The 22443-nt window shown below is 66.2% G+C and carries 19 protein-coding genes; 14 read left to right on the top strand and 5 right to left on the bottom strand.

The annotated features are described in order from the left end of the window. The first annotated feature begins 107 nt into the window (after positions 1-107). Genes M1E07_RS07325 through M1E07_RS07315 form a run of 3 tightly spaced genes read left to right on the top strand, consistent with a single transcriptional unit; the run spans position 108 to position 3653 of the window. The gene (locus tag M1E07_RS07325) at positions 108-1691 is read left to right on the top strand and encodes an acyl-CoA carboxylase subunit beta (RefSeq protein ID WP_461189590.1); all 1584 of its coding nucleotides are present in this window, start codon (positions 108-110) and stop codon (positions 1689-1691) included. Next, a complete protein-coding gene (locus tag M1E07_RS07320) occupies positions 1688-1927 on the top strand; it encodes an acyl-CoA carboxylase subunit epsilon (protein ID WP_461189589.1) in 240 nt (79 codons plus the stop codon). Before M1E07_RS07325 ends, M1E07_RS07320 begins: the two co-directional genes overlap by 4 nt. 40 nt (positions 1928-1967) lie before the next feature. Beyond that, the gene (locus M1E07_RS07315; RefSeq protein WP_461189588.1) at positions 1968-3653 is read left to right on the top strand and encodes a DUF885 domain-containing protein; all 1686 of its coding nucleotides are present in this window, start codon (positions 1968-1970) and stop codon (positions 3651-3653) included. Positions 3654-3669: 16 nt separating this feature from the next. Here the strand turns inward: M1E07_RS07315 and M1E07_RS07310 are convergent, their stop codons facing one another. Next, on the bottom strand, positions 3670-4653 hold the full coding sequence (locus M1E07_RS07310) for an NAD(P)/FAD-dependent oxidoreductase (RefSeq protein ID WP_461189587.1): 984 nt from the start codon (positions 4651-4653) through the stop codon (positions 3670-3672). 121 nt (positions 4654-4774) lie between these two features. Here M1E07_RS07310 and M1E07_RS07305 point away from each other — a divergent pair, with 121 nt between their 5' ends. Further along, a complete protein-coding gene (locus M1E07_RS07305) occupies positions 4775-5362 on the top strand; it encodes a helix-turn-helix domain-containing protein (RefSeq protein ID WP_461189586.1) in 588 nt (195 codons plus the stop codon). 175 nt (positions 5363-5537) lie between these two features. After that, the gene (locus M1E07_RS07300) at positions 5538-6977 is read left to right on the top strand and encodes a dicarboxylate/amino acid:cation symporter (RefSeq protein WP_461189585.1); all 1440 of its coding nucleotides are present in this window, start codon (positions 5538-5540) and stop codon (positions 6975-6977) included. Between the two features lie 79 nt (positions 6978-7056). On the opposite strand, the gene M1E07_RS07295 is transcribed toward M1E07_RS07300, so the two are convergent. Next, positions 7057-7614, bottom strand: a complete 558-nt coding sequence (locus M1E07_RS07295; RefSeq protein ID WP_461189584.1) for a hypothetical protein — start codon at positions 7612-7614, stop codon at positions 7057-7059. 176 nt (positions 7615-7790) lie between these two features. Here M1E07_RS07295 and M1E07_RS07290 point away from each other — a divergent pair, with 176 nt between their 5' ends. From M1E07_RS07290 to M1E07_RS07265, 6 genes are all read left to right on the top strand, one after another. Next, positions 7791-8477 carry a TetR/AcrR family transcriptional regulator gene (locus M1E07_RS07290; RefSeq protein ID WP_461189583.1) on the top strand — a complete coding sequence of 229 codons (687 nt, stop codon included), beginning with the start codon at positions 7791-7793 and terminating at the stop codon, positions 8475-8477. 18 nt (positions 8478-8495) lie between these two features. After that, complete coding sequence (locus M1E07_RS07285; protein ID WP_461189582.1) at positions 8496-11018, top strand: MMPL family transporter; 2523 nt, start codon at positions 8496-8498, stop codon at positions 11016-11018. A 28-nt stretch (positions 11019-11046) separates the two neighbouring features. Then, positions 11047-11691 carry a Maf family protein gene (locus M1E07_RS07280; protein ID WP_461189581.1) on the top strand — a complete coding sequence of 215 codons (645 nt, stop codon included), beginning with the start codon at positions 11047-11049 and terminating at the stop codon, positions 11689-11691. Between the two features lie 129 nt (positions 11692-11820). Next, positions 11821-13635, top strand: a complete 1815-nt coding sequence (locus M1E07_RS07275; RefSeq protein WP_461189580.1) for an acetyl/propionyl/methylcrotonyl-CoA carboxylase subunit alpha — start codon at positions 11821-11823, stop codon at positions 13633-13635. Between the two features lie 18 nt (positions 13636-13653). Next, positions 13654-14094: a YybH family protein gene (locus tag M1E07_RS07270; protein WP_461189579.1), complete on the top strand. Its 441-nt coding sequence runs from the start codon at positions 13654-13656 to the stop codon at positions 14092-14094. Positions 14095-14125: 31 nt separating this feature from the next. Further along, a complete protein-coding gene (locus M1E07_RS07265; protein WP_461189578.1) occupies positions 14126-14860 on the top strand; it encodes a glutamine amidotransferase in 735 nt (244 codons plus the stop codon). Between the two features lie 59 nt (positions 14861-14919). Here the strand turns inward: M1E07_RS07265 and M1E07_RS07260 are convergent, their stop codons facing one another. After that, the gene (locus M1E07_RS07260; protein ID WP_461189577.1) at positions 14920-16332 is read right to left on the bottom strand and encodes an MFS transporter; all 1413 of its coding nucleotides are present in this window, start codon (positions 16330-16332) and stop codon (positions 14920-14922) included. A gap of 276 nt (positions 16333-16608) precedes the next feature. On the opposite strand from M1E07_RS07260, the gene M1E07_RS07255 reads away from it, so the two are divergent. Genes M1E07_RS07255 through M1E07_RS07245 form a run of 3 tightly spaced genes read left to right on the top strand, consistent with a single transcriptional unit; the run spans position 16609 to position 21852 of the window. Continuing rightward, positions 16609-18081: an MFS transporter gene (locus M1E07_RS07255; RefSeq protein ID WP_461189576.1), complete on the top strand. Its 1473-nt coding sequence runs from the start codon at positions 16609-16611 to the stop codon at positions 18079-18081. A gap of 1 nt (position 18082) precedes the next feature. Continuing rightward, positions 18083-20299, top strand: a complete 2217-nt coding sequence (locus M1E07_RS07250) for a molybdopterin oxidoreductase family protein (RefSeq protein ID WP_461189575.1) — start codon at positions 18083-18085, stop codon at positions 20297-20299. Beyond that, positions 20296-21852, top strand: coding sequence for an FAD-dependent oxidoreductase (locus M1E07_RS07245; protein ID WP_461189574.1), 1557 nt, complete (start codon positions 20296-20298; stop codon positions 21850-21852). Before M1E07_RS07250 ends, M1E07_RS07245 begins: the two co-directional genes overlap by 4 nt. 97 nt (positions 21853-21949) lie before the next feature. On the opposite strand, the gene M1E07_RS07240 is transcribed toward M1E07_RS07245, so the two are convergent. Next, the gene (locus tag M1E07_RS07240; protein WP_461189573.1) at positions 21950-22135 is read right to left on the bottom strand and encodes a PspC domain-containing protein; all 186 of its coding nucleotides are present in this window, start codon (positions 22133-22135) and stop codon (positions 21950-21952) included. Positions 22136-22143: 8 nt separating this feature from the next. Continuing rightward, complete coding sequence (locus M1E07_RS07235) at positions 22144-22404, bottom strand: hypothetical protein (protein WP_461189572.1); 261 nt, start codon at positions 22402-22404, stop codon at positions 22144-22146. Between the last annotated feature and the right edge of the window lie 39 nt (positions 22405-22443).

The raw sequence follows: 22443 nt of genomic DNA, 5'->3' as shown, positions 1-22443 counted from the left end.
GCCAGCAGGGCTGGTTTTTTGTGTGGATGCTACTTAACTCCCGCATCAGACCTGCCAGCAAGGACAGCGCCAACAGGACCAATCTGCTACAGAGCCGGAGATATTTGATGAGCCACGATCTGACAACGACAGCGGGAAAGATCGCCGATTTCCGCGACCGCCAGGCGCGTGCCGAACAGCCCTCCGGCCCTGAAGCAATCGAAAAGCAGCACGCACGCGGCAAGAACACCGCACGGGAGCGCATCGCCCTCCTGCTCGATGTTGACTCCTTCGTGGAATTCGACGCCCTGGCAGTACACCGCTCCACCGCCTTCGGCATGGAGAAGAAGAAGCCTCTGGGCGACGGCCTGGTCTCCGGCTACGGCACGGTGGATGGACGCCCCGTAGCCGTTTACAGCCAGGACTTCTCGGTATACGGCGGCTCCCTGAGCCAGGTCAACGGCGAAAAGATTGTTAAGGTCCAGGAATTCGCACTGCGCAACGGCTGCCCCGTGGTCGGCATCCTCGACGGCGGCGGAGCACGCATCCAGGAGGGTGTGGCCTCGCTGGCCATGTTCGCCGATATCTTCCGCAACAACGTCCACGCTTCAGGTGTGGTGCCGCAGATTTCCCTGATCATGGGTCCCTCCGCCGGCGGCGCCGCCTACTCCCCCGCGCTCACCGACTACGTGGTGATGGTGGACAAGACCTCGCACATGTTCATCACCGGCCCGGACGTCATCAAGACCGTCACCGGCGAGGACGTGGATATGGAAACCCTCGGCGGCGCCCGCCAGCACAACGCCACCACGGGCACGTCCACGTATCTGGCCTCCGACGAAGCCGATGCGATCGAGTTTGTCCGCGAACTGCTCGACTTCCTGCCCTCCAACAACCTCTCAGAGGCTCCCGTGCTGGAGCACCAGCAGGAGCTGGAGGTCGACGACGACGACCTCGCCCTGGACACGCTGATCCCGGATTCGGCCAACCAGCCCTACGATATGCGCAGCGTTGTTGAGCAGATCGTGGACGATGGCCACTTCCTGGAAATGCAGGCCCTGTACGCGCCCAACGTGATGATCGGGTACGGCCGGGTGGAGGGCCACACGGTGGGCATCGTGGCCAACCAGCCCCTGCAGTTCGCCGGCACCCTGGACATCGCCGCCTCGGAAAAGGCCGCCCGCTTCGTCCGCCACTGCGACGCCTTCAACATCCCCATCATCACGCTGGTGGACGTCCCGGGCTTCCTGCCCGGGAAGGACCAGGAGTTCCAGGGCATCATCCGCCGCGGCGCCAAGCTCCTTTACGCCTACGCCGAGGCTACTGTTCCCAAACTCACCGTAATCACCCGCAAGGCCTACGGCGGCGCATACATCGTGATGGGGTCCAAGAAGCTGGGCGCCGACCTGAACGTGGCCTGGCCCACGGCCCAGATCGGCGTTATGGGTGCACAGGGCGCAGTCAACATCCTGTACCGCCGCGACCTCGCCGCGGTGGCCGAAGCCGGCGGCGACGTCGAAGCGCGCCGGGCTGACGTAATCCGGCAGTACGAGGAAGAGTTGCTGAACCCCTACCAGGCAGCAGAACTGGGCTATGTTGACGCCGTCATCGCCCCGTCCGAAACAAGGACCCAAATCATCAAGGGGTTGCGCGCGCTCCGCGACAAACGAGCCAGCCTCCCCACCAAGAAGCATGGGAACATCCCGCTGTGACCCTCCCCAACCAACCTGCCGATGAAAGCAACGCACCCGACGCGCCGCTGCTCTCTGTTGTCAAAGGCCAGCCGACGGCCGAGGAACTGGCCGCACTGACCGCCGTCGTGCTCTCCCTCGGAGGCGCCGAACCGGCCCTCGCCGACAAACCGTCGGTGCGTCACTGGGTGCGCCGGCAGCAGCTGCGGCTGGCACCCACCCCCGGGCCGGGAGCGTGGAAGCGCAGCCGCGGCTGAAATAGCCCGGCGATTCACAACAGGGCGTTAGTCTCGGAGTGTGACTACAGACACTGCTCCTGCCGCCCGCCCGAAAACCCGCATCGACGACGTCGCGGACAAGTACACGGACACGCTTATCAGGCTGAATCCGTCCCTCGCCACCACCCTTGGCGTTCCCGGAAACGAGACCGAATTCCAGGACTTCTCCCCCGCCGGCCTCGCCGAATTCGCCGAGGCTGCACGAGAGGCCCTGATAGAACTTGAGGGACTCGAGCCCGAGGACGACGTCGATTGCGTCACCCTCGACGCCATGCAGGAGCGGCTTGGCCTGCAGCTGCTGATCCACGCGTCCGGCTGGGACTACGCGAACCTGAACAACATCGCCTCCCCCGCCCAGGACATCCGCTCCATCTTCGACCTCATGCCCACGGCGACGGAGCAGGACTGGCAGCACATCGCCGGCCGTGCATCAAATGTTCCAGGGGCCATCCGCGGCTACATGGAATCCCTGCGGCTTGCCCGGGACGCCGGCCGGGTTGCCGCTGTACGGCAGGTGAAGATCGTTATTGAGCAGACCACAAAGTATGCCGCCGGGGACGGTTTCTTCGCGCAGCTTGCGGCAGGAGCGTTCACGGCCGCCGGGCCCCTGCCGGCGGCCGTTCAGGAAGAGCTCGACGCCGGGGCTGCCGCCGCCCGGCGTTCCTACGCCGAACTGGCAGAATTCCTCCGGACCGAGCTGCTGCCCGCCGCGCCGGAGAAGGACGCCGTAGGCCGGGCCCGCTATGCGCTGGCCTCACGTTCCTTCCTGGGCGCAACCGTGGACCTGGAGGAAACTTACGCCTGGGGCGTGGAGGAACTCGACCGGCTGATTGCCCAGCAGGAACGGGTGGCCCACACCATCAAGGCCGGTGCAAGCATCGCCGAGGCGAAGGAAATCCTGAACAACGATCCCGCACGCCAACTGAAAGGCAAAGAGGCATTGCGGGAGTGGATGCAGGAACTCTCGGATAAGGCGGTTGCTGAACTTGCCGGCGTCCATTTTGAAATCCCGGATGTCATGCGGAAGCTCGAGTGCCTGATCGCCCCCACCGATGAGGGCGGCATCTACTACACCGGCCCGTCCGACGACTTCAGCCGCCCCGGGCGCATGTGGTGGTCCGTCCCGGCGGGCGAGGACACGTTCACCACCTGGGCCGAAACCACCACGGTCTTCCACGAAGGCGTCCCGGGCCACCACCTGCAGGTGGCCACGGCCACGTACCGCCGCGAACTGCTGAACAAGTGGCGCCGGAACGTGTGCTGGACCTCCGGCCACGGCGAAGGCTGGGCCCTCTACGCCGAAAAACTGATGCAGGAGCTGGGCTACCTGGACGATCCCGGCGACCACATGGGCATGCTGGACATGCAGCGGATGCGGGCCGCCCGCGTGGTGTTCGATATCGGTGTCCACCTCGAACTCGAGGTTCCCGAACGCTGGGGCTCCGGCACCTGGAACGCAGACAATGGCTACGGGTTCCTGAAGCAGAACCTGCCCATCAGCGAGGGACAGCTCAACTTCGAGTTCACCCGCTACCTTGGCTGGCCGGGCCAGGCCCCCTCCTACAAAGTGGGACAGCGGCTCTGGGAACAGATCCGCGCCGAACTCGAAGCCCGCCCAGGGTTCGACCTGAAGGAGTTCCACACCCGCGCTTTGAACATCGGGTCGGTTGGACTCGACACCCTGAGGCGCGCGCTGCTCGCATGATTGAGCTTCCCCGGGCTTAGTTGGGGGTGGCGGCATCTACTGTGGCTGCTGAGAGGGGGCCGACGTGCCCCTCGACAGCCCACCGCGTTTCCTCGTCGATGAGGTCCGCGTTGATCCTTGCGCCGGCCATGACACCCTCGGCCGCCGCAGTGACCACCTGAGCCATCAGATTGGAGACATTGCCCGCCGCATACACACCGGGGACGTCCGTCGCGCCCATGGCATCGGTTTCGATAAACCGTCCCGCGCCCGACGGATGCACCTGGGAAGTCAGCCCAAGCGCTTGCAGAAGCGCGGACCTGGCCTCCATCCGCGTGCCGACAGCCAGCGCGGTTATGCCGAATGACGTGCCTTGGCGGAGCGTGAGCGCCGTGAGGACACCATCCACAGCGTCAACCGAAGCCACTGGTCCGGCAACCACCGTTATGGACCGGGCAGCGAGCTTGTCCCATTCCCCGTCAGTGGGTTCCACCGTGTCGTTGAGGAAGAGGGTGATATCGCTGGACCATTGCCGGAACAGCAGCGCCTGGTGGACTGACAAAGGGCCCGTGCCCAGCACGCCGATCCGTTGCCCGCGGATTTCCCAACCATGGCAGTAGGGGCAATGCACAACACCCTTTCCCCATTGCTCCCGCAGCCCCTGGATTGGAGGCAGTTCGTCCGTCAGGCCGGCGGTCACGAGGAGGCGTCTGCCCGAGAACCGGCGGGCGTCTTCGGTGACAACCTCGAAGCCACCGGGTATACGCCGTGCCGAAACAGCTTCGGCGTCAATGACCGTACCGCCGTAGGAGAGCACTTCGCCGCGACCGATGGACAGGAGGTCCGAGGGTCTCATGCCGTCCCTCGAAAGGTACCCGTGCACACCCGCCGCGGGTGCATTCCGTGGACTTCGGGAATCAATGACCAGCACCGAGCGCAACGCCCGGGCCAATGTCGTCGCTGCGCTGAGACCCGCGGCCCCGCCGCCAATGATCACAACGTCATACCGTGTGGTGTCCATGCTGCTTTGTCCTTCCTCGCGTTCTTTGTGTCCGCCCCAAGCGTCCTTGCGCGGTGACACCAGCCTCCATCTCCTCGCAGAGGATTAGCAAACACAGTTGCCAACATGGCAAAATGGCAAAATGGCAGCCAATGAGTTGGACGACGTTCTCGGGGCGGTCGGACCCCGGCTTCGGGCGATCCGGACGGAGCGGAACCTCACCCTTGGGGAAGTTTCGTCCGCCTCCGGGATATCGGTGAGCACCCTTTCCCGCCTCGAATCCGGCCAACGCAGGCCAAACCTCGAAATCCTGCTGCCCCTCGCGCAGTTGTACGGGGTTCCCCTTGATGACCTGGTGGGCGCCCCGCCCACCGGGGACCCAAGAATCCACCTGCGGCCCATTACCCATGCCGGAATGACGGCCGTTCCTCTCACGCGCCGCCCAGGCGGACTGCAGGCCTTCAAGATGGTGCTAACCGGTGATGCCCGCGGGGCAGAGCCCGATCCGCGCGTTCATGAAGGCTACGAATGGCTTTACATCCTCAACGGACGGCTGCGCTTGGTGCTGGGCGGCAAGGACTTTGAACTTCGCCCGGGTGAAGCCGCGGAATTCGACACCCGCACCCCGCACTGGTTCGCGAGCGCCGACGGCAGGCCTGTCGAGTTCATCAGTTTGTTCGGGCAGCAGGGCGAACGGATGCACGTACGCGCGCGGCCGAAGCCTTCCTAGCCGAAAAATGCGCCCAGGAGCGAGACGTTTGCCACATGAATGCCGGGAATAAGTAACAAAGCGCCTTGAAACCCTTGATTTGTCGCGGAAAAGAAGCGGGAACGAGATTTGGGGACGCGTAATATTTCTCAACATGCGTTCGACGTGATATTAGGGTGCGCTTTAACGTATTCGGGTGAGCACATCAACCCGCCCCTCAGAATCCGCAGGAAAGACCGGCTTCCAGCTGCCCAAATGGGCTGGCTCGTTCGGCTTCCAGATCATCGCCGCCCTCATCGTAGGGCTTGGCCTCGGCCTGCTGGCCAAGTACACCGGCAGCACCAAAGCCAGCCCCAACGGGCTCGGCGCCACACTCCAGACCATCGGCTCCAGCTATGTTTCGCTGTTGCAGACCGCCGTCGTACCCCTGATCTTCACCGCCGTCGTCAGCTCCATCTCCAACCTGCGCCAGGTGTCCAACGCCGCCAAGCTGGCCTGGAACACGCTGCTGTGGTTCGCCATCACCTCCCTGATCGCCGTGCTGATCGGCATCGGCCTGGGTGTCCTGCTGCAGCCCGGAGCCAACACGGGCATCACCGACGAAGCGGAGTACTCCGGCAAGTCCGGTGACTGGTGGTCCTTCCTCATCGGCTTGTTCCCCAAGAATTTCCTCGGACTGGGCGCCAGCTCCACCGTCGCCGAATCCGGCGCCGTCACCACCGCTGTCAGCTTCAACGTGCTTCAGATCCTGGTGATCGCCATTGCCGTCGGCGTTGCAGCCCTTAAGGTGGGCAAGGCCGCCGAGCCGTTCCTGACCCTGAACGCCTCCGCGCTGGCCGTCATCCAGAAGGTCCTGTGGTGGATCATCCGCATCGCACCGCTGGGTACTGTCGGTCTCATCGGCAACGCTGTCGCTGTTTACGGCTGGGACACCATCGGCTCCCTCGGCAAGTTCACCTTCGCCATCTACGTGGGCCTGGCCCTTGTGCTCTTTGCGGTGTACCCCATCCTGGTCCGCACCCACGGCCTGTCGGTCAAGCAGTACTTCTCCGGCGTGTGGCCGGCAGTCCAGCTGGCCTTTGTTTCCCGCTCCTCGGTGGGCACCCTGCCCCTGACCCAGCGCGTTACCGAACGCAGCCTGGGCGTGCCCCGCGCCTACGCTTCCTTCGCGGTGCCGCTGGGTGCCACCACCAAGATGGACGGCTGCGCTGCCATCTACCCCGCCATCTCTGCCATCTTCGTGGCACAGTTCTTCGGCGTCCAGCTCGACTTCAGCCAGTACCTGCTGATCGCCCTGGTCTCTGTCCTGGGCTCCGCGGCAACCGCCGGCACCACCGGCGCCGTCGTGATGCTTACGCTGACGCTGTCAACGCTGGGACTGCCGCTTGCCGGTGTCGGCCTGCTCCTGGCGATCGACCCCATCCTGGACATGGGCCGCACGGCGGTGAATGTCGCCGGCCAGGCACTCGTCCCGACCATCGTCGCCAAGCGCCAGGGCATCCTCGACGAAGCCCTGTACAACGCACCCCGCAACGGCACTCCCTTTGTTGACGACACTGTCGACGCCGCTGACGCCCCGTCCGACGGAACTTCCACGGACACCACAACACGTGAACTGGCGGACGCGAAGGCCTAAGGGTCCCTGCTCACCCCTGCTGTAGAAAGAAGTCCCCGGGAAATCTTCCCGGGGACTTCTTTTGCATTGGTACAAAAGCTCAGCGGCCGCCGCCGATGACACCGTTTTCCACTGCCTTGGTGACGGCGTCAGCCTCGGCCTGGGTCAGCTTTCCGTCCGTCACGGCCTGGTCCAGCCGTGTCTTCAGGGCCGCGGCCTTCTCTGCCTGCTTCTCGGCGCGGAGCTCCGCCAAAGCGGCGGTGACCTTGGACTCCTCAACTCCCAGCGAGCCGGCCAGGGATTTGGCCAGGGCAGCATCACGGGTGGCGGCGTCCGGCTTCGTGCCCTCAGTGGATGGGGTAGTCGGCTTGTTCGCCTCACGGAAGGCCTGCAGCGCCTCCGTCACCTTCGCTTCCTCCACGCCGAGCTTCGCTGCGAGCGCAGATGCCTGCGCAGCGCCCCGCTCTCCGCCCCGCCCGCCGTGCTTGCCCATGCCGCCGCCGGGCGCGGTGCTGGTGCTCCCGTCCGCGGATGCGCTGGAACTGGCACTGGGCGCGGGTGTGGTGGTGGCGGAGGCCATGCCGGCAACTCCAATTCCGGTGCTCAGGGCCAGCGCCGTGGCTGTGAGGCCGAGGGTCATCTGCTTTGTGCGTGACATTTCTTGTCTCCTGGATCCGCCGTCGGTGACGGCTGGTGATGGGTTCGCCCCTTCCGGGGTATTCACCAGCATCCGGGCACCGGTATTGGAAGAGCTGTTCGGAACCTTTCATCTTCCTGTGAAAGCGGTCCTGCCAAAACTTGCCCACAGTGCAAAATTGCACGTAGTGTAAGGGCGTGACAGTCCCAACGGATCAAGCCGTACCCGCACCCGCCCCTTCACGGCGCGAGCAGAACAAGGCGGCCACCCGCCAGGCAATAACAGAGGCTGCCCTGTCGCTGCTGCGCAGCCGAGGCCCGGGAAGCTTCACCGTCGAGGACATCGCGGATGCAGCCGGCATTTCGCGGCGCACCTTCTTCAACTACTTCGGCAGCACCGACGCCGCCCTCGCGTCCGTCACGCACGGCTTCCTGGACAATGCCATCCAGCAGTTTCGGCTCCGGCCGGCCGAGGAACCGGTCCTGGAGTCGGCCCGGGCAGCCCTGATGGCGCTCGCGGACCCCATGACGGTGGCTCCGCTGGCCGAGCTCTTTACCCTCACCCAGCAAAGCAGCCTGATGTCCCATTCCGAGCTGGAGGCCTGGGACCACTGCCGGGAACAGATCACCGCGGTGGCCCGTGAACGCGCGGCCGGAACGCCCGGCGCGGCGGACGAGCTCTACCTTCGCGCCCTTGCCGGCTCCGTGATCTCCTGCGGCAAGGCGGCCATGGAGGTCTGGTTTTCCCGCCGCGGCGCGGACCTTTCGCCGGCATCCCTCGCCGAACTCCGGCAGCTGCTCATCGACGCCATGGCGCTCCTGGGTTCCGGCTTCACTACAATCCAGCCGCCTTCTTCCTCACGTTCCGCTTCCCGTTCCTCCTGATCAGATCGGTTTCCCTTCATGGCACTGCTCCTTTACCGCCTGGGCAAGTTTTCCTACCGCCGGCGCTGGCTGGTCATCTCGCTGTGGCTGGCCGCCCTGGTGGCGGTGGGCGGTTCGGCTGCCGCCTTTCACGGCACCCTGTCCAACAACTTCCAGATCCCGGGCACGGAAACGCAGCGCATCGCGGACAAGTTGAGGGAAGAGCTTCCTTCAGCGTCCGGCGGCACCGCCACCATCGTGTTCGAAGCGCCCGACGGCGGCTTCACCGCCGAGAGCCGCACGGCCGTCACCGACGCGCTGGAAAAGCTGGAGTCCGTTCAGGATGTCCGCGGCACCATAGATCCATTCGCCACCCAGGCGCAGGTGGACCAGGCCGGGCAGGCACTCATCGACGGTGAGCAGCAGCTCGCCGCAGGCCAGGCAGAGCTTGACGCCTCCCGCGCCGGGCTGGAGGCCGGCAAAGCCCAGCTCGACGCAGCCGAACAGCAGCTCGTTGCGGCCGGCGCCCCGGCCGCCCTCATCGAGGCACAGCTTGGCCAGCAGAAGGCCGCCCTGGCAGAAGGACAGGCAAAGCTCGACGCCGGTGCAGGGGACCTTGAAGCCAGCAAGGCCAAGCTGGAACTGGGCAAGCGGCAGGCAGAGGCATCATCGGCCATCCGGTTCGTTTCCGAAGACGGCCGGGCCGCCGTCGCGCAGGTCCAGTTCAGCACCTCCATCAACGGACTGAGCCCCGAGGTCCGCCAGCAGGTCCAGGACATCGCCCATGAAACCTCCGCTGCCGGCGTCACCGCCTATGCCAGCAAGGAAATCACCGAGGACATCTCCGAACTGTTCGGCGCCGCCGAGATCATCGGCATCGCCGTCGCGGCCCTGGTCCTGATCATCATGCTGGGGACCCTCATCGCCGCCGGACTGCCGCTGCTCATGGCCGTGATCGGTGTCGGAGTGGGCGTGGGCATCACCTTCGCCCTCTCCGGCCTCTTCGACATGAGCTCCATCTCCCCCATGCTGGCCCTCATGCTGGGCCTGGCCGTGGGAATCGATTACTCACTGTTCATCGTCAACCGGCACCGGACGCAGCTTCTTGCGGGCATGGACCAGGAGGAATCGGTGGCGCGCGCAACCGGCACCTCCGGCAACGCGGTGGTCTTCGCCGGCCTGACCGTGATCATAGCCCTGGCCGCGCTGGTAGTTCCGGGCCTGCCCTTCCTCGCCGTGATGGGCCTGGCCGCGGCCGGAACAGTGGCAGTAGCGGTGCTGGTGGCCATCACGCTCACACCGGCCATGCTGTCCCTGATCGGCCGGCGCATCATCTCCCGGCGCGCCTGGGCCAAAGCCGAGGCCCACAATGCAGAGCCCGGCCACGCAGCAGCCGATGAAGCCCAGGACCGCGAGCGCAGCACCCATGGCTGGGGCGGCCTGGTCACCCGGCACCCCGTGCTGGCACTGCTGGCCGGTGTCCTCCTCCTGGGCACCCTTGCGCTGCCCGCCACCCAACTGCAGCTTGCACTGCCCGACGGCGGCTCCGAACCGGTGGACTCCGAGGCCTACCAGGCCTACGACCTGACCGCGCGGAGCTTCGGCGAAGGCGTCACCGGCCCCATCGTGGCCGTAGGCGAGTTCCCCGCAGGCCTCGACGAAGCCCAGGCTCAGACCCTGCAGTACGACGTCGCGGACAAGCTCCGCGCCGTGGACAACGTAGTGGCCGCCGTGCCCGTTGCCCTCAGCGAGGACCGCCGGACAGCTGTGTTCCAGGTCATCCCCAAGGAGGGCCCGGCCAGCGCCAGCACGGTGCAGGTGGTCTCCGAACTCCGCGGCCTCAACGACGACATCCAGTCCGAATTCGATGTGGCAATGGGGCTCACGGGCCAGACCGCCGGCAACGTGGACGTCTCCACGAAGCTCGGTGACGCCCTGCCGCCCTACCTGGCGATCGTCGTCGGACTTTCCCTGGTCCTGCTGCTGCTGGTGTTCCGCTCCATCGTGGTGCCGCTGCTCGCAACCGGCGGCTTCCTGCTCTCCCTCGCCGCGGCATTCGGCGCCGTGGTGGCCGTGTACCAGTGGGGCTGGCTGGGCGGCGTGTTCGACGTCGCCAATCCCGGCGCCGTCCTGAGCTTCCTGCCGATCATCCTGATCGGCGTGCTCTTCGGGCTGGCCATGGACTACCAGGTGTTCATCGCCTCCGGCATGCGCGAGGCGTACATGCATGGATCCTCCGCCAAGCAGGCCGTACGCGTGGGCTTCCGCCACGCCGCCGCCGTGGTGGCGGCCGCAGCAATCATCATGGTCAGCGTCTTCGCCGGCTTCATCTTCAGCCACCTCACCATGGTGCGGCCGCTCGGCTTCGCGATGGCGTTCGGTGTCCTGCTTGATGCGTTCGTGGTGCGAATGACCATCGTTCCGGCCATGATGTACCTGCTGGGCGAGAAGTCCTGGTGGCTCCCCCGCTGGCTGGACCGGATCCTGCCGGACGTCGATGTGGAAGGCGCGCAGCTGAACCGGCCCGAGGCCGCACAGGCATCCGGGGAACTGGTCCACTAAGCCGGCGCCGGTCAATTAGGCTGGAGCCGTGGTCCGCCTGATTCTTGCCTCCCAGTCCCCCGCCCGCACCAAACTCCTGGCCGAGGCCGGCATCCGGCATTCAGTCCTGGTGTCGGACGTTGACGAGGACGCCGTCCAGGCACGGTACGGCGTCACCGACCCGCACGATACGGCCCTGCTGCTGGCCCGGGCGAAAGCGGAGGCTGTGGCCGCCCTGCCGGAAGCGGAGGGGGGGCTGGTACTCGGGTGCGACTCCGTTTTCGAGTTCGACGGCGAGGCGCACGGCAAGCCCTACACCGCCGCCGTCGCCCGGGAACGCATGCTGCGGATGAGCGGCAACGCCGGCGTCCTGCATACGGGACATTGGCTCGTGGACTGCCGGGACACGGATCCCGACGACGGTGCAGCCCCGGGCACGGGCGCCACACTGGGGACTGTGGCGTCAGCGGAGGTTTCCTTCCTTGACATGGATGCGGCGGAGATTGACGCCTACATCGCCACCGGGGAGCCGCTGCACTGCGCCGGGTCCTTCACCATCGACGGCCTGGGCGGAGCATTCATCCGAAAGGTCGACGGCGACCCGCACGCCGTCGTCGGCCTGTCCGTCTCCACGCTCCGCGGTTTGCTGGCCCAGGCGCAGGTGCGTATCACCGAACTGTGGGCAGCGGCGTAAAGATCCTGATTTTCAGGACTCTTGTAGCTTCCCTACAAAGCATGGCCACTTTACACGCGGAATCCGCAAATAATATCGGCGGAACCCTCAAAACCGCGCTAGGCTCCCTGAAGGAAAGAAGGAGACGCCTTGTCAGCAAATTTGGAGCAGTCCGCACGTCCCACGCAGTCGACCCTCACAAAGGTGCTGATCGCCAACCGCGGTGAAATAGCGGTGCGCATCATCCGCGCCGCCCGTGATGAAGGCATCGCCTCCGTTGCTGTCTACGCCGACGCAGACCGCGACGCGCTGCACGTCCGCCTTGCTGACGAAGCCTACGCGCTCGGCGGGAACACCGCGGCCGAATCCTACCTGGTGATGGACAAGATCATTGACGCGGCCCGTCAGTCCGGCGCCGACGCCATCCACCCCGGCTACGGTTTCCTGGCCGAAAACGCCCAGTTTGCCGCCCGCGTGATTGAGGCCGGCATCACCTGGATCGGCCCCTCCCCGGAGGCCATCTCCGCCCTCGGCGACAAAGTCCAGGCCCGGCACATCGCCGAGAAGGTGGGCGCACCACAGGTCCCCGGCACCGCGGACCCCGTCCAGTCCGCCGAGGAGATCCTCGACTTCGTGGACCAGTACGGGCTTCCCGTGGCCATCAAGGCCGCCTTCGGCGGCGGTGGGCGCGGCATCAAGGTGGCCCGCAGCCGTGACGAGATTCCCGAACTTTTTGAATCCGCTGTCCGTGAAGCCACCGCTGCCTTCGGCCGCGGCGAGTGCTTCATTGAGCGCTTTTTGGACGCGCCCCGACACGTCGAGACCCAGTGCCTGGCGGACGCCCACGGCAACGTTGTGGTTGTCTCCACCCGCGACTGCTCGCTGCAGCGCCGCAACCAGAAGCTTGTGGAGGAAGCCCCGGCCCCGTTCCTTACCGAGGAACAGAACCGCCGCCTGTACGAGTCCTCCAAGGCCATCCTGAAAGAAGCCGGCTACCTTGGCGCCGGCACCTGCGAATTCCTGGTGGGCCAGGACGGCACTATCTCCTTCCTTGAGGTGAACACCCGCCTGCAGGTGGAGCACTGCGTTTCCGAGGAAGTTACCGGCATTGACCTGGTGCGCGAGCAATTCCGGCTGGCCCGCGGCGAGGAACTGGGCTACGACGACCCCGAGGTACGCGGCCACTCCTTTGAATTCCGCATCACCGGCGAAGACCCGGGCCGGAACTTCCTGCCGGCCCCGGGTACCCTCCGGGTCCTGAAGAACCCCACGGGCCCCGGCATCCGCATCGACTCCGGCGTGGAGGAGGGCGACATCATCAGCGGCAACTTCGATTCCATGCTGTCCAAGCTGATCGTGACGGGAGCCAGCCGGCCGCAGGCCCTGCAGCGTGCCCGCCGTGCCTTGGAGGAGATGGTGGTTGAGGGCATCCCGACGGTGATCCCGTTCGACCTCGCCGTGGTTTCAGACCCCGCGTTCGCGCCGGCGGAGGGACCCTTCCGCGTCCACACCCGCTGGATCGAGACCGAATTCGTCAACAACCTCCCGGCCTGGACCCCCGACGGCGGCGCCGGCACCGAGGCCGACGGCGGGGAGCGGCAGCGCGTGGTGGTTGAAGTCGGCGGCAAACGGCTCGAGGTAGTACTCCCCGCCTCGCTCGGTTCCGTGGGAACCGGCACCGCCGGCGCCGTGGCCAAGCCCGGCAAGTCGAAGAAGCGCTCCCGCTCGGGGGGCACGGCAGCAGCCACCGGCAACGCGCTGACGTCCCCCATGCAGGGCACCATCGTCAAGGTGGCCGTGGCCAATGGCGATGTTGTGGCCGAGGGCGACCTCGTGGTGGTCCTGGAGGCCATGAAGATGGAGCAGCCGCTGACTGCGCACCGCTCCGGAACCATCACCGGCCTGACCGCTGCACCGGGCGAAACGGTGTCAGCCGGCGCCGTGATCGCCACCATCGAAGACTAGCCAGCGCCGGAGGCCCCCATGCTCGCACCCAGCTTTGAAGAAGAAGTGGACCGCTACCACCTCGCTGTTCCCGAAATCACCCGCGGCAACCCGGGACCGGTCAAGGAGCTGTACTCCCGGCTCGACGACGTCACGCTGGCTAACCCGTTCGGCGGCATCGCGCGCGGCTGGGCCCAGGTTGAAGCCCGGCTGGACCAGGCGGCGCGGCAGTTCCAGGACGGTGAGATGCTCGGATTCGACACCATCACGTCCTACACCGCACGTGACACTGCCTTCCTGCTCGAAACGGAACATTTCCGTGCACGGTTGGACGGCGCCGCCGTCGCGGAAGAGTTCGCGCTCCGCGTGACCAGTGTCTTCCGCCGGGAGGAAGGCTACTGGAAGCTCCTGCACCGGCACGCCGACCCGGCTGCCCGGCCACAGTCCCGCCGGTCCCTGAGCCAGCCCGCCAACAGCTGACAGGTTCCGCCGGAAAAGGCACACTAGGCGGATGAAGCCTTTCCTGCTCCTTGCCACCAGGGCCGAAGACGCAGCCGCCGAGGATGAATACGCCGCCTATCTCCGGTTCGCCGGACTGGAACCATCCGGGCTCCGGCGCGTCCGCCTGGAGGCCGCTCCCCTGCCCGAACTTGATGTGGACGGCTACTCGGGGGTGATCGTGGGTGGCAGCCCGTTCACGTCCAGCGACCCACCCGAACACAAGACTCCCACGCAGCACCGCGTGGAGCGCGAGCTGTCCGGCCTCCTGGACCAGCTGGTGGCCCGGGACTTCCCGTTCCTCGGCGCCTGCTATGGCGTTGGCACCCTCGGGACGCACCAGGGCGCAGTGATCGACAGGACCTTCGGCGAACCACTCGGCGCCGCGGAAATCGAACTGACGGACGCGGGCCTGGAGGACCCCGTGCTCAGCGGAATGCCGAGGACCTTCACCGCCTTCACGGGGCATAAGGAAGCCTGCACCGTACTGCCCCCGCACGCCGTGCTGCTGGCGAGGTCCGCCGCGTGCCCGGTCCAGATGTTCCGTATCCGCACGAACCTCTACGCCACCCAGTTCCACCCCGAACTGGACGCCGAGGGCCTGGTCACGAGGATCGACATCTACCGCCATGCCGGCTACTTTCCGCCGGAGTCGGCCGGGCAGCTGATGGACGACGCACGGCAGTTCACGGTCACGGAACCAATGAACATCCTGAAGAACTTCGTGGCCCGCTACGCCTCCGGCTAATGGAAATGCCCGGCCGGTCCGCAGACCAGCCGGGCATTCCGCTGAAGAAAGAGGCGTTATCAGGCCACGTTGTTCTCGTAGTCCACGTCGCGGGTTTCCTTGCTGACGAACAGGGCGATGAGGGTCAGTACGGACATGGCGGTCAGGTAGACACCCACCAGTACCGGGCTGCCGTCCGCCAGTTCCCACAGGGCCACGGCGATGAACGGAGCCACCGCTGCGCCCAGGATGCTGGAGAAGTTGTAGCTCACGGCCGATCCTGTGTAGCGGACGTTCGTGGGGAACAGTTCCGGCAGCAGCGCACCCATCGGCCCAAAGGTCAGGCCCATCAGGGAGAAGCCGATGACCAGCAGGGCCATGGTGCCCACGAACCCGCCGCTGAACAAGGGGACAAAGAGCAGGCCGAAGACGAAGATTCCGCCGGTGACCGCAAGCAGCATCTTGCGGCGCCCGTACTTTTCGGCCAGGGGTCCGGAGACCAGCGTGAAGATGCCGAAGAAGACGACGCCGGCAATCAGCATCCAGAGGAAGTCGTTGCGCGTGAAGCCGAGGCCGGGAACAAAGGCTGCCGCGGCGGCCTCGGTCATCGGCTTTCCGGCTTTTTCGGCCGCGGCCCGGGCAGCGTCGAGGCTGGCGGGGCGCGTGCCGTAGGTCAGGGTGAAGGTGGTCATCAGGTAGAAGAGCACGTAGGTGGCAAGCATGATGAACGTACCGAGGATCAGCTGGCGCCAGCTGGTCTTGAATACCCGGCCCAGGGGCAGCTTGGCTACCTCGTTGGACTCGATCACCTTGGTGAAGGCGGGGGTTTCGATCAGTTTCAGGCGGACGTAGAGGCCGATGATGACCATAACGGCGCTGAGCAGGAACGGCACGCGCCAGCCCCAGGACTGGAAGTCAGCCGGGGACAGTGCGTAGCTGAAGACCAGGAAGATCACGTTGGCGATGATGAAGCCGATGGGGGCGCCCAACTGGGGGAAGGTGCCGTAAATGGCGCGCTTGTTGGCCGGCGCGTTCTCCGTGGCCAGCAGCGCAGCGCCGCTCCATTCACCGCCCAGGGCCAGACCCTGGGCGAAACGCATAACCACCAGCAGGGCCGGAGCCCAGAAACCCCAGCCGGGTACCAGCGCGGTGGGCAGGCAGCCGATCAGGAACGTGGCAATACCCATGGTCAGCAGGGAGGCCACCAGGGTGCCCTTGCGGCCGAACTTGTCGCCGAAGTGGCCAAAGACAATGGAACCCAGCGGGCGGGCGACGAATGCCACGCCAAATACGGCAAAGGAGCTCAGCAGCTGCGTGGTTTCGTTCTGGTTGGGGAAGAACAGCTGCGGGAAAACCAGTACGGCTGCGGTGGCGTAGACGTAGAAGTCGTAAAACTCAACCGTGGTGCCGATCAGGCTGGCGACGATCACGCGGCCGCGTGAGTTCACCGGCTGCGGGGATCCTGGCACCGTGGAGGTATCGGTGGATGACATAGGTAAACGCTTTCATGAGAACCGGCCAGGCCGTGCGTAAAGGCCCGACTCCAAATAGTTAGAGTTCAATATTAGTTCCGGCGGTCCAGTCAATGGACGAAATGTCCACTATGCGGATATGTGCTTTACGTCTCATTGTGTGGCTCCAGCCTATGCCTCACGTCGCTGCACGGCCAACGATAGGCAAATGTCACAGCGCGTTAACAAACATCGTCGGTGCGCGAAACGCGGCGTCCCTACTTTGGAGGAACAACATCCCCCCGAAGGAGGTACCCCGTGACTGTTGACCGCACCGCTGATGCCGGCCCCGGCAATTCCCTGGATCTGGACGAAGCCGCAAGGCCCGGAACCGCCGCATCCGCCAGCGCACAGCCCGGCCCTACCCGCACCACAGACGCCCCTGCGCTTGAATTCCGCCCCGGCCGCTGGATCGCCAACTGGGACGCCGAGAACAAGGAACAGTGGGAGTCCGGCGGCCGCTCCATCGCCCGCCGCAACCTCAACTGGTCAATCTTCGCCGAGTTCCTCGGTTTCGTTGTGTGGCAGCTCTGGTCCATCGTGGTGGTCCAGCTACCCGCTGCCGGCTTCAACTTCTCCACTTCCGAAATCTTCTGGCTGATCTCCATGCCCAGCCTGGTGGGCGCGACCCTGCGCATCCCCTACACCTTTATGGTGCCCCGTTTCGGCGGCCGCAACTGGACCATCGTGTCCGCCCTGCTGCTCCTGATTCCCTCCATCGGCCTGGCCCTGTGCGTCTCCAACCCGGAGACCCCGTTCGGCGTCATGCTGCTTGTGGCAGCCCTCGCAGGATTCGGCGGCGGAAACTTCGCCAGCTCCATGGCCAACATCACCTTCTTCTACCCTGCCCGGGAAAAGGGCTGGGCGCTCGGCCTGAACGCCGCCGGCGGCAACATGGGTGCCGCCGTCGCACAGCTTGCTGTACCGATTGTGATCACCCTGCTCGCCGTGGGCACGGTCAACCTGCCCATGGCCGGCTGGATGTGGGTGCCGTTCATCCTGGTTGCGGCCTTTGGCGCCTGGAAGTTCATGGACAACCTCACCAGTGCCAAGGGTGACATCGCCGGTTCAGTGGCAGCACTGAAGGAACCACACCTGTGGATCATGGCCCTGCTGTACATCGGCACCTTCGGCTCATTCATCGGCTTCGCCGGCGTGTTCCCCAAGCTGATCAAGGACTACTTCCCGGACTTCTCCTCCATCGGAGTAGGCACGGTGGCGCTCTCACTGGCCTTCCTCGGCCCGCTGGTGGGCTCCCTGGCACGCCCGTACGGCGGACGGATGGCAGACCGCATGGGCGGCGCCCGGATGACCGTGGCGGCCTTCGCTTCCATGGCCATCATCACCCTCACCATGATCTGGACCCTGCCGCTGAAGAACTTCTGGCTCTTCCTGGTCCTCTTCCTGATGCTCTTCACCGCCAGCGGTTTCGGAAACGGCGCCACCTACCGGATGATCCCGGTCATCTTCGCCACCTCCAGCCGGGCCGCACGGAACGGGGCAAGTTCGGTGGCCACCCAGCGCCTCGCGTCCTCCGCACTCGGCCTGATCTCCGCCATCGGCGCCTATGGCGGGTTTGTGATCCCGCAGGTACTGAACGCCTCCAACACCGCCAGCGGATCCTACACACCCGCCTTCTACGGCTTCGTGGGGGCCTACGTCCTGATGCTGGTTGTCTGCTGGGCGTTCTACATCCGCAATGCCAACCGAAATGCGATGGGACACGTCTAACATGCCCAAAAGCGCCGACACGCACTGCCCTTACTGTGCCCTGCAGTGCGCCATGACGCTCACGTCTCCAGCGGAACTGGCCCCGGCTTCCCAGCCGGGGCCAGTCCCCGTGGCCGTACCGACCCGCCCGGAATCCCCCGCCAGGAACCCGCCAGTCCTTGAGGTCAGCGGCCGGGACTTTCCCACCAACCGCGGCGGACTCTGCCGCAAGGGCTGGACGTCCGCCTCGCTCCTGAACCACCCGGGCCGGGTCACCGAGCCCCTCCTGAAGGGCCCCGACGGCGTTCACCGCCCCATCAGCTGGGACCAGGCGCTGGAACTCGCCGCGGGCGCCGTGAAGGACGCCCGCGCCCGCTACGGGCGGGACTCAGTCGGAGTGTTCGGCGGCGGCGGCCTCACCAACGAAAAGGCCTACATGCTGGGAAAGTTCGCCCGGCTCGCCCTCGGGACCTCCCGGATCGACTACAACGGCCGGTTCTGCATGTCCTCCGCCGCGGCCGCCGGGATGCGTGCCTTCGGGGTTGACCGCGGCCTGCCGTTCCCGCTCGAAGCCCTGGACACCGCCGGCACCATCCTGATGCTGGGTTCCAACGTGGCCGAAACCATGCCTCCGTTCGTGCAGCACCTGAAGGGAACGCGCGACGCCGGCGGGCTGATTGTGGTGGATCCGCGACGTTCTGCCACGGCTGCTTTTACAGCCGACGGCGGCGGCCTCCACCTCCAGCCCCTGCCGGGCACCGACCTTGCCCTTCTGCTGGGGATCTCCCACGCCGTCATCCACGAAAACCTGGTGGACACCACGTACATCGAGGAACGCACCACGGGCTACAGCGCCGTAGTCCGCAGCGTGAACTCGTTCTGGCCGGAACGGGTGCAGTCCATCACCGGAGTCCCGGCGGAACTGATCCGGGAAACCGCGCGCCGGCTCGCTGAGGGCGCACGCACCGGCGGCAGCTACATCCTCACAGGCCGCGGCGTGGAGCAGCATGTGGATGGCACCGATACCGCCACGGCAGCCATCAACCTCAGCCTCCTGCTCGGACTGCCTGGTTCGGCAAGCAGCGGCTACGGCACCCTGACGGGCCAGGGCAACGGCCAAGGTGGGCGCGAGCACGGCCAGAAGGCCGACCAGCTCCCCGGCTACCGCAAGATCACCGACCCCGCTGCCCGCGCGCACGTGGCCGGCATTTGGGGCGTCCCGGAGGACCTTATTCCCGGGCCTGGCCTGCCGGCCGTCCAGCTGCTGCAGTCACTGGGAAAGCCCGACGGCGTCCGTTGCCTTTTTGTCCACGCCTCCAACATCGCCGTGGCTTCACCTGACGCGAACGCGGTCATCAAGGGCCTGCGCAGCCTGGACTTCCTGGTGGTCTGCGATTTCTTTATGTCCGAGACCGCGGCTGAGGCGGACCTCATTCTTCCCGTTCTCCAGTGGGCGGAGGAGGAAGGCACGCTGACAAACCTCGAAGGCCGCGTGCTGCGCCGCCGCCGGGCCCTGACGCCGCCGGACGGGGCCCGCAGCGAGCTCTGGATCATGGCACGGCTGGCTGAGGCCCTGGACGCTCCTTCCACCTACAGCGAGGACCCGGAAACAGTGTTCGAGGAACTCCGGCTGGCTTCTGCCGGCGGGCTCGCCGACTACTCCGGCATCGACTACGCCATGCTGGACCGCGGCGAAGCCGCCTACTGGCCCTACCCCGCCGGCAGCAAGGGAACACCGCGGCTGTTCCAGGAGAAGTTCGGCCACGCAGACGGCAAAGCCGTGATGACCCCGGTGACGCCCCGCCGCCGTCGTACTCCCGACAGTGGCCCGGATCCCACCGCGAAAACCATGACCCTCATCACCGGCCGCCTCCTGGAGCACTACCAGTCCGGCGCACAGACCCGCCGGGTAACTGAGCTGCTGGAGGCCCGGCCCGAAGCGAAGCTGCAGCTCCATCCGGCAGCCGCGGCGTCAATGGGCATCACCGAGGGTGCCTTCGTCTCGGTGGCGAATGAGCGCGGCGAGGTGCTGTGCCGGGCTGAGCTCAGCACTGCAATCCGTCCGGACACAGTCTTCCTGCCGTTCCACTTCCCCGAACTCGAGAGCGCCAACCGCCTCACCGAGGCCGCCACGGACCCCATCTCCGGGATGCCCGAATTCAAGTTCAACAAGGTGTGGGTCCGGCCGGCGGCCACACCGGTTTCACCCAACGTGCTTCAAACGACGGAGGCCTCATGAGCGAGCAAGTTGTCATTGTAGGATTCGGGCCGGTGGCGGCCCGGCTGGTTGATGAGCTGCTGCCTGCCGTCCGCAGCGGCCACCTGAGCCTCACTGTGGTGGGCGCGGAAGCGGAAGCTGCCTACAACCGCGTGCTGGTTGCCGACCTCGGCGTGGGGCGGACCACCGCCGATGCCCTGGCACTCTCCGACGCCGGCGCCCTGGCGGCGGAGGGTGTGGACGTCCGGCTTGGCGTCCGCGTCCGCCGCGTGGACCGCGCCCGGCAGCAGGTCCTCCTGACCGACCGCGGAGTTGCCCACTATGACCGTCTGGTCTTCGCCACCGGATCGCGGCCGGTGATTCCCAACCTGACCGGCATCAACCCGGACCCCGCCGCGCCGGTCCTCCCCGCGGGTGTTACCGCACTGCGCGACCTCCGTGACGCGGAGGTGCTGCGCCAGGCAGTGGACGGCGGCAAAAGGGTGGTGGTGCTGGGCGGCGGCGTCTTGGGGCTGGAGACGGCCCTGGCAGCGGCAGAAGAAGGCGCCACCGTCACGGTGGTCCACAACGGGCCCCACCCGCTGGGCCGCACCATTGACCGCGGCGGCGGCGCCGTCCTGGCCGCCAGCCTGCGCAGGTGCGGCGTCCGGATGGCCGGCAATGCGCGTTCCACCGGAGTGGAGCACAACGCGCCCGACGGCGGGTTCTCGGCCCTGCTGCTTGATGACGGGTCAGCAATCGACGGCGACCTCCTGGTCATCTCGTGCGGCGTTCGTCCCCGCACGGAACTGGCAGAGGGCTGCGGGCTCTCCACGTCCGCCGGGATCCTGGTGGACCACCGTCTCCGGGCCCACCACGAGCCGCACATTTTCGCCGTTGGTGACTGCGCCGAAGTCCGCTGCCCTGATCCGGACTGCGCGCAGTGCCGGAACGCCAAGGGCCCATCCGGGCTTGTCGGACCTGGGTGGCGGCAGGCCGAGTGGCTCGCCGAATACCTGACCGTCCTGGCGACCGGGACTCCCGGGGAGGCGCAACTGCTGCCGGAATTGCCCGCCGAGCAGGCAGGCGTCATTGTCCTGAAGGCACGGGGCATGAACATGGCGGTTGCCGGGAACAACGCTGCTGAACCCTGGGACGAGGAAGTCCTCACTGCCGGTGCAGTCAACGGCCGTCCGCGGCTGCAGATTGCCCAATGGGCCGATCCCGAACACGGGCGCTACGTCAAAATGACCACCCGCGGCGGCGTGCTGGAGGGCCTGGTGGCCGTCGGAATGCCGCGCACGGCCGCGGAACTGGTGGGACTGTTTGAGCGCGGTGCGGAACTGCCGGCCGACAGGTCGCTGCTCCTGCGCCTCGACGGGCCGGACCAGCTCCCGGGCGCGGCTGCCGACCCGCAGGGAACCGTCTGCCGGTGTGCGGGCGTCAGCGGAGCCGCTATCACAGGCGCCGTGGAGGAAGGCTGCTCAACCGTTGCCGAGGTGTCCAAGGCAACCAGGGCCGGTACCGGCTGCGGCGGCTGCCACGAGGACATCAAGGGACTGATCGAAAAACACTTCTCCCCAGCCGTCCCCTAACCTCGCAAGGCCGCACCGGCTCCCTGGTCAGGGAACCCGGCGGCTGTGGCCCCAGGCGGTCACCGCAGCATGAGTAGAAGGAGCGGCCGGGGAGCTCTTAGGCCGGTGATTTGGGAATCATGATCCAGAGCGCGATGTAAACCAGTTCGCCGATCCCCACCAGGCCGAAGATCACGAAGCCCAGCCGGACCAGGAATTTCGGGAGCCCGAACCGGGCTGCGAGGGCCGCGCAGACACCGCCGATGATCTTGCCGCTGCGGGGACGGACGAGGGCTGTTGTCATGGTCCCGGCTACCCTTCAGCCCGTGCTTCGCCGGCCGCCGAAAACTCGCCGCCGGCCACAGCCTCCGCATACTGCGTGAGGTCAGGCCCCGGCTGGAAATCCACGAACTGGTCCTTCAGCTTTTCGAACAGGAACTTGTACACCTCGTCCTTGCCGGCCTCGGACATAGACGACGCAGCTTCCTTGACCGCTTCCTGCAGCGCCCGGTCGGCGTCCAGCAGGATCTTCTGGCGTGCCTGATCGTTCCACTTGACGTCCTGCAGTTCCATGGGATTCTCCTCGCGTCGACGGCTGATGCAGGAAAGGCC

The organism is Arthrobacter sp. Z4-13 (assembly GCF_054792705.1).
This window is presented reverse-complemented; position numbering and strand designations above follow the sequence as displayed.

Bases quoted from the DNA above. Each gene is read 5' to 3' on its own strand.
- M1E07_RS07325 (WP_461189590.1), top strand. From the start codon at position 108: ATGAGCCACGATCTGACAACGACAGCGGGAAAGATCGCCGATTTCCGC.
- M1E07_RS07310 (WP_461189587.1), bottom strand. From the start codon at position 4,653: ATGGACACCACACGGTATGACGTTGTGATCATTGGCGGCGGGGCCGCG.
- M1E07_RS07305 (WP_461189586.1), top strand. From the start codon at position 4,775: ATGGCAGCCAATGAGTTGGACGACGTTCTCGGGGCGGTCGGACCCCGG.
- M1E07_RS07295 (WP_461189584.1), bottom strand. From the start codon at position 7,614: ATGTCACGCACAAAGCAGATGACCCTCGGCCTCACAGCCACGGCGCTG.
- M1E07_RS07285 (WP_461189582.1), top strand. From the start codon at position 8,496: ATGGCACTGCTCCTTTACCGCCTGGGCAAGTTTTCCTACCGCCGGCGC.
- M1E07_RS07270 (WP_461189579.1), top strand. From the start codon at position 13,654: ATGCTCGCACCCAGCTTTGAAGAAGAAGTGGACCGCTACCACCTCGCT.
- M1E07_RS07265 (WP_461189578.1), top strand. From the start codon at position 14,126: ATGAAGCCTTTCCTGCTCCTTGCCACCAGGGCCGAAGACGCAGCCGCC.
- M1E07_RS07260 (WP_461189577.1), bottom strand. From the start codon at position 16,332: ATGTCATCCACCGATACCTCCACGGTGCCAGGATCCCCGCAGCCGGTG.
- M1E07_RS07250 (WP_461189575.1), top strand. From the start codon at position 18,083: ATGCCCAAAAGCGCCGACACGCACTGCCCTTACTGTGCCCTGCAGTGC.
- M1E07_RS07245 (WP_461189574.1), top strand. From the start codon at position 20,296: ATGAGCGAGCAAGTTGTCATTGTAGGATTCGGGCCGGTGGCGGCCCGG.
- M1E07_RS07240 (WP_461189573.1), bottom strand. From the start codon at position 22,135: ATGACAACAGCCCTCGTCCGTCCCCGCAGCGGCAAGATCATCGGCGGT.
- M1E07_RS07235 (WP_461189572.1), bottom strand. From the start codon at position 22,404: ATGGAACTGCAGGACGTCAAGTGGAACGATCAGGCACGCCAGAAGATC.